The following is a 12070-nucleotide window of genomic DNA, read 5'->3' as shown; positions in this document are numbered from 1 at the left end:
GGGAGGAGACGGGGACAATGGCCGAACTGAAGCTGACCGATGTCGAAAAGGTCTATGGCGGCACCGTCCGCGTGCTGAGCGACATCAACCTCGATATCGAAACGGGCGAGCTGATCGTTTTCGTGGGCCCATCGGGCTGCGGGAAATCCACGCTTCTGCGGATGATCGCAGGGCTGGAAAAGATCTCGGGCGGGACGCTGGAGATCGACGGGCAAGTGGTGAACGACGTGCCGCCCAGCCAGCGCGGCATCGCCATGGTGTTCCAGTCCTACGCGCTCTACCCGCATATGACCGTCTATGAGAACATGGCGTTTTCCCTGCGCATCGCCAAGTTCGACCAAGCCACCATCGACAAGAAGGTGCGGGCGGCGGCCGAAAAGCTGCAACTGACCAATTTCCTCGACCGCCTGCCCAAGGCGCTCTCGGGCGGGCAGCGGCAGCGGGTGGCGATCGGGCGCTCCATCGTACGCGACCCCAAGGTCTATCTCTTCGACGAACCGCTCTCGAACCTCGATGCGGCGCTGCGTGTCGCCACCCGGATCGAGATCGCGCAGCTCAAGGAACAGATGCCCGACAGCACCATGATCTACGTCACCCACGACCAGGTGGAGGCGATGACGCTGGCCACCCGCATCGTGGTTCTGGCGGGCGGCGGCATCGCGCAGGTCGGCACGCCCCTCGACCTCTACGAGCGGCCCAATTCCACCTTCGTCGCGCAATTCATCGGCAGCCCGGCCATGAACCTTTTGTCGGGCAAGATCGTGGGCACCGGCGAGACCACGGTGCTGGAGCTCGACGAAGGGGCAGGGCAGATCACTTCGCATTACCCTTCGCGCGACAGCGACATGGGCGCCGCCGTGCAGGTCGGCATCCGCCCCGAGGATATGGATGCGACCGACGGCGACACCTACGCCTACGAGGCCAAGGTCGAGATCACCGAAGCCTTGGGCGAGGTCACGCTGCTCTATTTCCAGAAATCCGCCCCCGAAAACGACCCCGTGATCGGCAAGCTTGCCGGCATCCATCCCGGCTTGCGCGGCAAAGCCGTGCGCCTGACGGCAAAACCGGAAAAGGTGCATGTCTTCAAGGATGGCATCTCGCTCCTGCACAGGGACGAAAAGGTTTTCCTTCCCGGCGTTCAGCCGCATTGATGCGGCGGTTCCGAGGCCGGCGGGGCCAAAGGCATGAGCGGACTGTCGCTGTTCAGCGAGGGGGCGCGGACATTCCATGGCGCCGCCCTAATTACGCCACATTCCTCGCAAAGGCCGAATCACCTCATCGTTTTCTGAATGGCTACGATCTGTCAAAATGGCGCGATTGTTCAGCGCATGGAAACAGTGGCACGCATCTTTCATTCGGGCGGAGGGGGTGCCCATCTCAAGGCATTGAATTATGGATAAAAATTATTTGCCAGCTCGGTGCAATTTTTGATTTGTCGCTGGCAATCCGCTGTTACCCTGATCTCGTTGTAGTTTATGGGGGAACAGTATGTTCAAAAAATCCTTCATTGTCGCATTCGCAGTCGTCGCTGCCACATCGTCCGCCCAAGCATGGGAGGGCGAAGTCGTCGCCTGCTATGATACGGTTCTCGTGCCGGCACAATATTCGGTGCGTGAAGAACTCGTGCGTCCGGCCCGCACGGAATGGGAGCACCGCAACGGACAAGCCGTTCGCATGCACTATCCCGCCGTCTACGTCGAGGTGCGCCATGAAACCAGGCCTGAGCGGTACGTGAACCGCCCTGCCGCCTGCCGGTAGGCCGACCCACATCCGTCGGAAGGGGGGCAATTCCCCTTCCGACAAGAAAAGGTCAATTTCTCACCAAATTAAAACCTTCTCCACATTTCAACGTGTCGGAGTCGAATTGTTTTTATCGAGGTGAGAAATGAAGTGGCTCATGGCTACGATTGGGGTCGTCATGGTGACACCATCGATTTCAATGGCGAACGGAACGCAGGAGGTTGCCGTTCAAGCGCGCGACACGGACCGCCGGATCGCTTGCTACCGCGAGGTGCAGGTGCCCGCGCAATACCATGTCGAGGAAGTTCTCGTTACGCCCGCCGTTCAATACTATTTCCGGCGGACCACGGGCGTGCTGGAATTGCGCGAGACGCCTCCCGTCTACGAGGAACGTCGCACGTTGGTGCAGGAGGCGCGGATCGTCATGCAGGAAGTCGCCTGTCCCAGCCAATAGGGGACGCGGCCATGCAGGCGCCGGCGGAGCTTTCGGGCCCCAGATCTGCGTCGGTGCCAGGGCAAGGAGCGCGCACCTGCTCGCATGCGCGCAAAAGTCTGTTTCAAGGGGGTTCATCGTGCCGCACGGTCCATCATCTCGTCCCGCCAGAACCGTGTTCGCACTTGTCCTCGTGATGTCGCTCGGAAATTGCGGGATTTTGTTTCCGGATTGGCGGGCGCCACAGGCACCGGTTTCCTCGGGTGCCGAAACGATGATGATGCAGGATGGTCAGGTCGCCTATTCCTCGCTCACGTCGGAACCGCCGCCCGGCTTCGCGGAAGTGGCGGAATTCCGGACGCGGGAACTTTGCGCAGCCCAAGGTGCTTCGGAGACCCGCCTCGTATCCGCACCCTCCGCGACCCATCTGCATTTCGAATGTGCCGAGTGACGGGGTCCGCGTCTTCCTAAGGCCCCCCCCTCTGGTATTGTTAGCGCTAACATGATACACCGACCCCGACTCGAAAACAGGGGATTGGGCACATGGCGCTTGACGACCGGATCGCCGCCGTCACGGATCGCATCATCGCGCGCTCGGCCGGGCCGCGCGGAACCTATCTCGACCGGATGCGCCGCCTCGCGCAGGACGGGCCGCGCCGCGCGCATCTGACCTGCGGCAACCAGGCCCATGCCTATGCCGCGATGGAGGGGGACAAGGACGCGCTGGTGGACGCGCGCGCGCCCAATATCGGGATCGTCACGGCCTATAACGACATGCTGTCGGCACATCAGCCGTTCAAGGATTACCCGGACCGGATCAAGGACGCGGCCCGCCGTGCCGGTGCCACCGCACAGGTCGCGGGCGGCGTGCCTGCCATGTGCGATGGCGTCACCCAAGGCCAGGTGGGGATGGAACTGTCGCTCTTCTCGCGCGACGTGATCGCGCTGGCCACAGGCGTGGCGCTCTCCCACAACACGTTTGACGCGGCCATGTATCTGGGCGTCTGCGACAAGATCGTGCCGGGGCTGATCATCGCGGCGGCCACCTTCGGCTACCTGCCCGGCATTTTCGTGCCCGCGGGTCCGATGACCTCGGGCCTTCCCAATGACGAGAAATCGAAGGTGCGCCAGCAATTCGCCGCCGGCGAGGTCGGGCGCGACGCGCTGATGGCCGCCGAAATGGCCAGCTACCATGGGCCTGGCACCTGCACCTTCTACGGCACGGCCAATTCCAACCAGATGCTGATGGAATTCATGGGGCTGCACCTGCCCGGCGCCAGCTTCGTGAACCCCGGCACGCCGCTCCGCGATGCGCTGACCGATGCCGCGACCGAACGGGCCGCGGCCATCACCGCGCTTGGCAATGCCTATACGCCCGTCTGCGATATCCTCGACGAAAAGGCCTTCGTGAACGGGATCGTGGGGCTGATGGCGACGGGCGGCTCCACCAACCTCGTCATCCATCTCGTCGCCATGGCGCGGGCGGCAGGCGTGATCCTCGACCCCGCCGATTTCGCTGATATCTCGGCCGCCACGCCGCTCATGGCGCGGGTCTATCCCAATGGCCTGGCGGATGTGAACCATTTCCACGCTGCGGGCGGTTTGGCTTACATGATCGGCGACCTGCTCGACGCGGGCCTCCTCCACCCCGACACCAAGACGGTGGCGGGGCAGGGCCTGTCTCTCTACGCGCAGGAACCCCGCCTGACGGATGGCGCGATCACCTGGACCGAGGGTCCGCGCGAGACGCTGAACGACCGCATCTTGCGCCCCGCCCGCGATCCGTTCCAGCCGCAGGGCGGCCTTGTCGAACTGGTCGGCAATCTTGGACGGGGTGTGATGAAGGTCTCCGCCGTCGCCCCGGAACGCCATATGGTCGAAGCGCCCGCAGCCGTTTTCGAAGATCAGTCCGATGTGAAAAAAGCATTCCAGAACAAGGAACTCGACCGCGATGTCATCGTCGTGGTCCGGTTCCAGGGGCCCAAGGCCAACGGGATGCCGGAACTTCACGCCCTGACCCCGATCCTGGCCGTGTTGCAAGATCGCGGGCACAAGGTGGCGCTTGTCACCGATGGCCGCATGTCGGGCGCGAGCGGAAAGGTCCCCTCCGCCATCCATGTCGCGCCCGAGGCACTGGACGGCGGGCTGATCGGCAAACTGCGCGACGGCGACGTGATCCGCGTCGATGCCGCCCATGGAAAGCTCGAGGTGCTGACCGAGGGCGTGGCCGACCGGACGCCTGCAACCCCGGATCTCTCCGCCAATTCCCACGGTGTGGGCCGCGAGATGTTCGAGATCTTCCGCCGCACCGCAGGCCCCGCGAGCGAAGGCGCGGGCGTCGTGGTCTAGGCGATACCTCCTCCTTTCATCTTCCCCCAAATACGGATGCAAGACGTGCCCGACAGCGCCCCGATGACCCCCAAGGCCCAATCCGCCGCCACCCGCGAGATCGCGGCCCTTGCCCCCATCATCCCGGTGCTGGTGGTCGAGGATCTTGCCCATGCCCGCCCGCTGGCCGAGGCGCTGGTGGCAGGTGGCCTGCCCGCGCTCGAGGTGACGCTGCGCACGCCCTGCGCGCTCGACGCGATCCGCGCCATGGCCGCTGTGCCGGGCGGCGTCGTGGGCGCCGGAACGCTGCTCACCCCCGACGATATCCGCGCGGCCAAGGATGCGGGCGCACGGTTCGGCGTCTCGCCCGGCGCGACGCCGCGCCTGATCGCGGCTTCGGTCGAAATCGGCCTTCCGCTCCTGCCGGGCGCTGCCACGGCATCCGAGGTCATGGCCCTGTTCGAGCAGGGCTACGACATGCTGAAATTCTTCCCGGCCGAGACAGCGGGCGGCGCACCCGCGCTCAAATCCATCGGCGGCCCGATCCCGCAGGTGGCCTTTTGCCCGACGGGCGGTGTCACGCCCGAAAACGGGCCCGGCTACCTCGCCCTGCCCAACGTGATCTGCGCGGGCGGGTCGTGGGTCGCGCCCAAAGCGTCTTGTGTCGCGGGCGATTGGGCCGGGATCGAGGAATTGGCGCGCGCGGCCGCACGGCTCGGGCCTGCCCGCTCCTGACGCTCAAAGCGCAGCGGCAAAGGCAAGCAGCCGGTCGATGGCCTCCTCGAATGTCGGATCGGGCAGGGTCAGTGCGATGCGCAGATGCCCCGCCGCCGCATCACCGAAGCTTTCGCCCGGCATCACGGCCACGCCACTGTCCTCCAGCAGGCGCTCGGCAAACCCGGTTCCCGACAGACCGGTGGCGCGGATATCCAGCATCGCATACATCGCCCCGTCGGACGGGATCATCCGCAGGATGTTCTGCCCGGCCAACCGTGCGGCCAACCAGTCGCGGCGGCGGCGGAACGGGGCGGCGATCGCCGCCTCCCGCGCGGGGCCTTGCTTCAGCGCGAAAAGCCCCGCTTCCTGAATATAGCCCGGCACGCCGTAGGTCGTGTGGGTGGCGAGCGTGATCAGCCGCGCGATCACGGCCTCGGGTCCCGCAACCCAGCCCAGCCGCGACCCGGTCATCGCGTGGCTTTTCGACAAGGACCCCACCGTCAGCGTCCGCGCGGCCATGCCGGGCAGCGACGCAAACGGGATGTGCCGCCCGGTCCAGACCTGCGTGTCATAGACCTCGTCCGAAATCACCCACAGATCATGCGCCTCGGCGATGCGCGCGATCCCCGCAAGGCTCTCGGCGCTGTAGACGGCACCGGTGGGATTGTTGGGACTGTTGATCAGGATCGACCGCGCCCCCGGCGCGGCCCGCTCCAGCGCGGCAAGATCGGGTTGAAACCCGTCCTCGCTGCGCGCGGCGACGGGCAGGGGGCGCGCACCCACCGCGCGGATCGTACCGGGATAGGTCGTGTAATGGGGATCGATCATCAGGGCCGTATCGCCCTCGTCGCAGGCGGCGTGATGGGCCGCGAACAACCCCGCCTGCGCGCCGGGCACGATCAAGATGTTCGCCCGCCCATACGCGACGCCATGCTGCGCGCTCAACCGCCCCGCCACCGCGTCGCGCAGGGGGGCGATGCCGGGCACGGCGGCATAGCCCGTGTGCCCCGCCATTGCCGCGCGGTGCATTTCGGCCAGGATGTCGGGGGCGGTCCCCACATCATGTTCGCCGATGGTCAGTTCCAGAACGTCGCGGCCCACGGCCTTCATCGCCCGCGCCTTGTAGAAGATGCCCCAACCGTCGTCACCCTCTGCGGTCAGCGTCGCGATACGGGTCGAGGGGCGGGGCATGGCGCAATCTCCGGCTTTGATGCTCGGCCCGAGATGCGCATGGGGCGCGGTCGGGCGCAAGGCGGCCTCGCGCTCATTCCTCCGCCGCGCCGACATCGCGCGGCCAATCGCGCCGCACCAGATTGTAGCTTTCGATCAGCCGCAGCCGCAATTCCTCGGGCGCGGTCTCCCACGGCAGAAGAACCCAACCACCCCCCGTCAGGTACGGGGCCGAGGCGGGGCGGCTTTGCCGGATCACCGCCAGCGCACGGGTGAGGTTGGTGGTGCGCACCGACAGGCCCGCGCCGGTCTCGGTATAGGCGGCGAACATGTGGCCGTTGATCTTCCAGACGACCGTGTCCGGTCCGAAGGGTGTGACCCGCTCGGTTCTGGGCATCGCCCTGCAGTGCCGATCGACGAACTCATGGCGCATGTTTTCATATACAACGGTATACGGGGGCAAAGTCAAAGGGGCTTTGCGGCGTGGACGCGGGCGCACGCAACTGCCGGTTTTCAACGCGCCCGCAACCTGATAGGCGGCTGTCGCCGGTTTCCTGTACGCTGAAAGGCCCGTTCCATGGTCGACATCCGCCTGCGCAATTCCCGGAGCCGTTCGGTCGAGACGCTGCGCCCGCTCGATGCGGCCCAAGGCGTCCGGATGTATCTGTGCGGACCCACGGTCTATGACCGCGCGCATCTGGGCAATGCGCGCCCCTCGATCATGTTCGACGTCCTCTACCGGCTCTTGCGCCATGTCTCGCCCGACAAGGGCTGGGCCGCGCCGGTCTATGTCCGCAATTTCACCGACGTGGATGACCGGATCAACGAGACCGCGCTCGCGCGGCGCGAAGCGGGTGCCCAAGGCACGCTCGAGGCCCTTATCGCCGAACGCAGCGAGGAGACGATCGGCTGGTACCGTGACGACATGGCGGCGCTTGGCTGCCTTCCGCCGGATCACGAGCCCCGCGCGACCGCCTATATCGGCGAGATGATCGCGATGATCGAAGCCTTGATCGCGGATGGCCACGCCTATCCGGCCAAGGGGCATGTGCTCTTCCGCGTCCGCTCCTTCGCCGCCTATGGCGCGCTGTCCGGCCGGTCGGTCGACGACATGATCGCAGGCGCGCGGGTCGAGGTCGCGCCCTTCAAGGAAGACCCGATGGATTTCGTCCTGTGGAAACCCTCTACCGACGATCTGCCGGGCTGGGACAGCCCGTGGGGCAGGGGCCGCCCCGGCTGGCACATCGAATGCTCGGCCATGTCCAAGGCGCTCTTGGGGGAGACCTTCGACATTCACGGCGGCGGCAACGATCTCCTGTTCCCCCACCATGAAAACGAGATCGCCCAAAGCTGCTGCGCCAACCACACCGAGCAGATGGCGCAGATCTGGCTGCACAACGAAATGCTCCTCGTCGAGGGCAAGAAGATGTCCAAGTCCTTGGGCAATTTCTTCACCGTGCGCGATCTTCTGGATCAGGGCGTGCCGGGCGAGGTGATCCGCTTCGTCTTCCTCTCCACGCATTATTCCAAGCCGATGGATTGGACGGAGAAGAAGCGGGAAGAGGCGGAGAAGGTGCTGCGGAAGTGGCGGGACATCGTCTCGGGCGTCACGGCAACGGCGGCCCCGGCGGATGGTGTGCTGGAGGCGATTGCCGATGATCTCAACACGGCAGGGGCCATTGCAGCTTTGCACGGCCTTGCACAGGAACCGGCGCGTCTGAAAGCCTCTGCGCGGCTGCTTGGCCTCTTGGAAGACGAGATGGGCGATTGGTCGGTGGCAAATGTCGATGCCGCGGGTCTTGCCCCCTACCGGCAAAGATTTGAAGATGTAAGGGCAGAAGCCAAGCAAACCAAGGACTTCACCGCCGTCGATGCCCTTAAATCCGCCCTGACCGCCGCGGGCGTCGAAGTGCGAATGGCCAAAGATGGCGTCGAGCTGATCCCCGGACCGGGCTTCGACCCCGCCAAGCTGGAGGGGTTGGTATGACCCTCGCAACCCGCATGGTGTGCCTAAAGGCACACTCTACGATGCTTTGGGTCGGGTACGCCGTAGGGTGCGCCTTCAGGCGCACCGCCCCCCAAAACGCCCCCACACCCACCACCCCCAGCCGGGGAAAACTCCATGCCTGACCGCCTCTATCTCTACGACACGACGCTGCGCGACGGGCAGCAGACGCAGGGCGTTCAATTCTCCACCGCCGAAAAGCTGCGCATCGCGACCGCTCTCGACGCGCTCGGCCTCGACCATATCGAAGGCGGCTGGCCGGGCGCGAACCCCACCGACAGCGCCTTTTTCGATGCCGCGCCCAAAACCCGCGCCAAGATGACCGCCTTTGGCATGACCAAGCGCGCGGGCCGGTCGGCGGAAAACGACGATGTGCTGGCCGCCGTCCTCAACGCCAAAACCCCTGCTGTCTGCCTCGTCGGAAAGACGCATGATTTCCACGTGACCGAGGCGCTCGGGATCACCCTCGACGAAAACCTCGACAATATCCACGCTTCCATCGCCCATTGCGTGGCCCAAGGCCGCGAAACGTTGTTCGATGCCGAACACCTGTTCGACGGCTACAAGGCCAATCCCGATTACGCGCTGTCTTGCCTGCGCGCCGCCCGGGACGCAGGCGCGCGCTGGATCGTGCTCTGCGACACCAATGGCGGCACATTGCCCGACGATATCGGCCGCATCACGGCCGAGGTGATCGCGGCAGGCATCCCCGGCGACAGGCTCGGCATTCACACCCACAACGACACCGAAACCGCTGTCGCAGGCAGTCTTGCCGCCGTCATGGCGGGCGCGCGCCAGATCCAGGGCACGCTCAACGGTCTGGGCGAGCGCTGCGGCAATGCGAACCTCACCACGCTCATCCCCACGCTTCTTCTGAAAGAACCCTACGCCAGCCGGTTCGAAACGGGCATCACCCGCGACGGCTTGCGCGGCCTGACCCGGATCAGCCGGATGCTCGACGACATCTTGAACCGCGTGCCCATGCGGCAGGCCCCTTACGTCGGCGCCTCCGCCTTCGCGCACAAGGCGGGGCTTCATGCCTCGGCCATCGTCAAGAACCCCGCCACCTACGAACACATCGACCCCGCGATGGTGGGCAATGCCCGCATCATCCCGATGTCGAACCAGGCGGGGCAGTCGAACCTGCGCCAGCGGCTCTCCGACATGGGGCTAGACGTGCCGCGCGATCACGCCGCCCTTCCCGCCATCCTCGAAGAAATCAAGGCGCGCGAGGATCAGGGCTATTCCTACGACACCGCGCAGGCGAGCTTCGAACTGCTGGCCCGCAGGGCGCTCGGGGACATGCCCCGGTTCTTCGAGGTCAAGCGCTACAAGGTCACCGTCGAACGCCGCAAGAACAAGTATGACCGCATGGTCAGCCTGTCCGAAGCGGTGGTGGTGGTGAAGATCGGCGAGGAAAAGATGCTCTCGGTCTCCGAATCCATGGACGAGGCCGGCACCGACCGCGGCCCCGTCAACGCGCTCGCCAAGGCGCTCGCCAAGGATCTTGGCCCCTACCAGCGCTACATCGACGATATCCGCCTCGTCGACTTCAAGGTTCGCATCACCCAAGGCGGGACGGAGGCCGTGACCCGCGTCATCATCGACAGCGAGGATGCCACCGGGCGGCGCTGGTCGACGGTGGGCGTCTCGGCCAATATCGTCGACGCCAGCTTCGAGGCGCTGATCGATGCCGTGATGTGGAAACTCGTCCGTGATGGGGCACCCGCCGCATGAGCCGGGATGCCCTGTCCGCTGCGGAGCTTGCCGTGCTGCGCCCGTCGCGGCTCAGCAACTCCGATCTGCACGAGGATGGATGCCGCATGGTGGAAATCGTCTGCGACAGCGACGAGATCTTCGTCCTCTTCGCCGATACCGACGGCGGCGACCTGACCACGCTCACCGAACCCGGCCGCTTCGCCGGAACATGGCAACGACTCGCCGCCGCATTGGCCGGGCTTCCCCTCTCGGATGGCGGCGACGGCTTCCCGCGCAACGAGATCGCGCTGCACCTCGCCGACGGGGCAGGGGTGCTGCGCTGGATCGGCCACGGACAGGACAACGCTGTCTACAGTGCCACCGCCGCCTTCGGGATGAACGAAGAGCGGCACTTCCACGACCTCACGCTGACGCAGGTCGACGCGACCCATCCCGCCTGCACCGCCCCGACCGGAGACTGGCCATGACCGATCGGCCCGAGGACGCTTTCTTCACGCTGCACGCCGACTTGCCCCGCGAAGGTCCGGGGGAAACCGCAGATGTCGCTTGGGCGGCGGAGCTTGCAGGCCTCAAACCCGATGCGCGCATCCTTGATGCCGCCTCCGGCCCGGGGGGCGATATCGGCGCGCTCTTGCGCGCGGCCCCCTCGGGTCATGTGACGGCCATCGACCTTCATGCCCCCTTCATCATTGCCGCGCAGGCGCGCTGGGGGGTTGACGCGCGCGTCACGCTCCTGACGGGCGACATGACCGCGCCGGAAGGGCCCTTCGATTTCATCTGGTGCGCGGGTGCGGTCTATTTCCTCGGGGTCGAGGCGGCCTTGCGGGCTTGGACCCCGCGTCTTGCGCCGGGTGGTGTCATCGCCTTTTCCGAACCCTGCCTTTTCACCGACACCCCGTCCGAGGGGGCACTCGCCTTTTGGGAAGGGTATCCGCGGCTGACCGATGCGGCGGGCATCGCGGCCCAGGTCGCGGCGGCGGGCTTCACCACGCTGGCCACGCGACGCATCGGCGACATCGGTTGGGAAAGCTATTTCCGCCCGATGGAGGCGCGGATCGCCCGTCTGCGCCCCGGCGCGGATGCGGCGCTTTCGGCGGTCCTCGATCAGGCCGAGGCGGAAATCGCGCTCTGGCGCGCCCATCGCGCCGAAACCGGATATCTCCTGTCGCTGGTAAGCCCGGCATGAGCCTTCAATCCTGCGCCGAAATGGTCGCGCGCGGCGCCCCCGACCGCTTTCGCGCCGCCATGGCCTCGCCCGTTGCGGCGCGTCGTGTTCTCTTCCCGCTCTACGCCTTCAACATCGAGGTCAGCCGCGCCCCTTGGGTGACGGAGGAACCCTTGATCGCCGAAATGCGTCTGCAATTCTGGCGCGACGTGGTCGAGGAGATCGCGGCAGGCAAAAAGCCCCGCGCCCACGAGGTCGCCCAACCCTTGGCCGCGGCCATCCCCGCCGATCTGTTCGGCCCGCTCGACGCGCTCGTCGCCGCGCGTCGCTGGGACATCCACAAGGACCCGTTCGAAGATCGTGCGGCCTTCGATGCCTATATCGGCGACACCTCCGCGCCCCTTGTAACGGTCGCCGCCCGCGCGCTCGGCGCAACGCCCGAGGCGGAACCGGTGTTGCACGATGCCGGATGGGCCTATGGCCTCGCCGGTTTCCTGCGCGCCATCCCGGCGCTCGAGGCGGCGGGCCGCGTGCCTTTGGTGGAGGGGACGCACGACGCCCTGCGCGACCTTGCAAAAGACGGTCTGGCGCGGCTCACCCGTGCCCGCGCTGCGCGGGCCATTGTCCCGCGCGCCGCAGCGCCTGCGCTTTACGCCGGATGGCGGGCCGAGGCGACGCTCAAATCCGTGCTGGCCGACCCCGGGCTGGTTGCGGCGGGACGCTTGCCGGGCGCGGGCCTGCGCGACAGCCTGCGCCTTGCGCGGCTTGCCGCGACGGGGCGCTGGTAGCGGCC

At 66.2% G+C, this 12070-nt stretch carries 13 protein-coding genes; 11 read left to right on the top strand and 2 right to left on the bottom strand.

The window, feature by feature from the left end; all coding sequences use genetic code 11:
* The first annotated feature begins 17 nt into the window (after positions 1–17).
* The 6 genes from QQK63_RS11420 to eda all read left to right on the top strand — a co-directional run bounded on the left by QQK63_RS11420 (position 18) and on the right by eda (position 5236).
* Positions 18–1151: an ABC transporter ATP-binding protein gene (locus QQK63_RS11420; protein WP_277822850.1), complete on the top strand. Its 1134-nt coding sequence runs from the start codon at positions 18–20 to the stop codon at positions 1149–1151.
* A gap of 337 nt (positions 1152–1488) precedes the next feature.
* A complete protein-coding gene (locus QQK63_RS11415; RefSeq protein ID WP_277822848.1) occupies positions 1489–1758 on the top strand; it encodes a hypothetical protein in 270 nt (89 codons plus the stop codon).
* Positions 1759–1897: 139 nt separating this feature from the next.
* Positions 1898–2194 (top strand): hypothetical protein, encoded by a 297-nt coding sequence (locus tag QQK63_RS11410; RefSeq protein WP_277822846.1) that lies wholly within the window; start codon positions 1898–1900, stop codon positions 2192–2194.
* Between the two features lie 253 nt (positions 2195–2447).
* Positions 2448–2624: a hypothetical protein gene (locus QQK63_RS11405; protein ID WP_277822844.1), complete on the top strand. Its 177-nt coding sequence runs from the start codon at positions 2448–2450 to the stop codon at positions 2622–2624.
* A 92-nt stretch (positions 2625–2716) separates the two neighbouring features.
* Positions 2717–4522: a phosphogluconate dehydratase gene (gene edd / locus QQK63_RS11400; protein WP_277822841.1), complete on the top strand. Its 1806-nt coding sequence runs from the start codon at positions 2717–2719 to the stop codon at positions 4520–4522.
* A gap of 63 nt (positions 4523–4585) precedes the next feature.
* Positions 4586–5236, top strand: a complete 651-nt coding sequence (eda, locus tag QQK63_RS11395) for a bifunctional 4-hydroxy-2-oxoglutarate aldolase/2-dehydro-3-deoxy-phosphogluconate aldolase (protein ID WP_277823025.1) — start codon at positions 4586–4588, stop codon at positions 5234–5236.
* 3 nt (positions 5237–5239) lie between these two features.
* On the opposite strand, the gene QQK63_RS11390 is transcribed toward eda, so the two are convergent.
* Both QQK63_RS11390 and QQK63_RS11385 read right to left on the bottom strand, forming a co-directional pair.
* Entirely contained in the window at positions 5240–6409 is a 1170-nt protein-coding gene (locus QQK63_RS11390) for a pyridoxal phosphate-dependent aminotransferase (RefSeq protein WP_277822839.1), read from the bottom strand.
* A 73-nt stretch (positions 6410–6482) separates the two neighbouring features.
* Positions 6483–6785, bottom strand: a complete 303-nt coding sequence (locus QQK63_RS11385) for an MmcQ/YjbR family DNA-binding protein (protein WP_277822837.1) — start codon at positions 6783–6785, stop codon at positions 6483–6485.
* A 180-nt stretch (positions 6786–6965) separates the two neighbouring features.
* Between QQK63_RS11385 and cysS the strand changes: the two genes are divergently transcribed.
* The 5 genes from cysS (at position 6966) to QQK63_RS11360 (ending at position 12065) form a co-directional block, all read left to right on the top strand.
* On the top strand, positions 6966–8375 hold the full coding sequence (cysS, locus tag QQK63_RS11380; protein WP_277822835.1) for a cysteine--tRNA ligase: 1410 nt from the start codon (positions 6966–6968) through the stop codon (positions 8373–8375).
* A 135-nt stretch (positions 8376–8510) separates the two neighbouring features.
* Positions 8511–10130: a citramalate synthase gene (cimA, locus tag QQK63_RS11375; RefSeq protein ID WP_277822833.1), complete on the top strand. Its 1620-nt coding sequence runs from the start codon at positions 8511–8513 to the stop codon at positions 10128–10130.
* A complete protein-coding gene (locus QQK63_RS11370) occupies positions 10127–10579 on the top strand; it encodes a hypothetical protein (protein ID WP_277822831.1) in 453 nt (150 codons plus the stop codon). The genes cimA and QQK63_RS11370 overlap by 4 nt, the downstream gene beginning before the upstream one ends.
* Entirely contained in the window at positions 10576–11298 is a 723-nt protein-coding gene (locus QQK63_RS11365) for an SAM-dependent methyltransferase (RefSeq protein ID WP_277822829.1), read from the top strand. Before QQK63_RS11370 ends, QQK63_RS11365 begins: the two co-directional genes overlap by 4 nt.
* Positions 11295–12065: a squalene/phytoene synthase family protein gene (locus QQK63_RS11360; RefSeq protein WP_277822827.1), complete on the top strand. Its 771-nt coding sequence runs from the start codon at positions 11295–11297 to the stop codon at positions 12063–12065. The genes QQK63_RS11365 and QQK63_RS11360 overlap by 4 nt, the downstream gene beginning before the upstream one ends.
* Positions 12066–12070: the final 5 nt, after the last annotated feature.

This window comes from Roseicyclus marinus, from assembly GCF_030163795.1.
GTDB lineage: Bacteria > Pseudomonadota > Alphaproteobacteria > Rhodobacterales > Rhodobacteraceae > Roseicyclus > Roseicyclus marinus.
The sequence above is the reverse complement of the archived record's forward strand: the minus strand, read 5'-3'. Positions and strand labels throughout refer to the sequence as shown.

Coding starts and splice junctions, on each gene's coding strand:
- QQK63_RS11420 (WP_277822850.1), top strand. CDS start 18: ATGGCCGAACTGAAGCTGACCGATGTCGAAAAGGTCTATGGCGGCACC.
- QQK63_RS11415 (WP_277822848.1), top strand. CDS start 1,489: ATGTTCAAAAAATCCTTCATTGTCGCATTCGCAGTCGTCGCTGCCACA.
- QQK63_RS11410 (WP_277822846.1), top strand. CDS start 1,898: ATGGCTACGATTGGGGTCGTCATGGTGACACCATCGATTTCAATGGCG.
- QQK63_RS11405 (WP_277822844.1), top strand. CDS start 2,448: ATGATGATGCAGGATGGTCAGGTCGCCTATTCCTCGCTCACGTCGGAA.
- edd (WP_277822841.1), top strand. CDS start 2,717: ATGGCGCTTGACGACCGGATCGCCGCCGTCACGGATCGCATCATCGCG.
- eda (WP_277823025.1), top strand. CDS start 4,586: ATGACCCCCAAGGCCCAATCCGCCGCCACCCGCGAGATCGCGGCCCTT.
- QQK63_RS11390 (WP_277822839.1), bottom strand. CDS start 6,409: ATGCCCCGCCCCTCGACCCGTATCGCGACGCTGACCGCAGAGGGTGAC.
- QQK63_RS11385 (WP_277822837.1), bottom strand. CDS start 6,785: ATGCCCAGAACCGAGCGGGTCACACCCTTCGGACCGGACACGGTCGTC.
- cysS (WP_277822835.1), top strand. CDS start 6,966: ATGGTCGACATCCGCCTGCGCAATTCCCGGAGCCGTTCGGTCGAGACG.
- cimA (WP_277822833.1), top strand. CDS start 8,511: ATGCCTGACCGCCTCTATCTCTACGACACGACGCTGCGCGACGGGCAG.
- QQK63_RS11370 (WP_277822831.1), top strand. CDS start 10,127: ATGAGCCGGGATGCCCTGTCCGCTGCGGAGCTTGCCGTGCTGCGCCCG.
- QQK63_RS11365 (WP_277822829.1), top strand. CDS start 10,576: ATGACCGATCGGCCCGAGGACGCTTTCTTCACGCTGCACGCCGACTTG.
- QQK63_RS11360 (WP_277822827.1), top strand. CDS start 11,295: ATGAGCCTTCAATCCTGCGCCGAAATGGTCGCGCGCGGCGCCCCCGAC.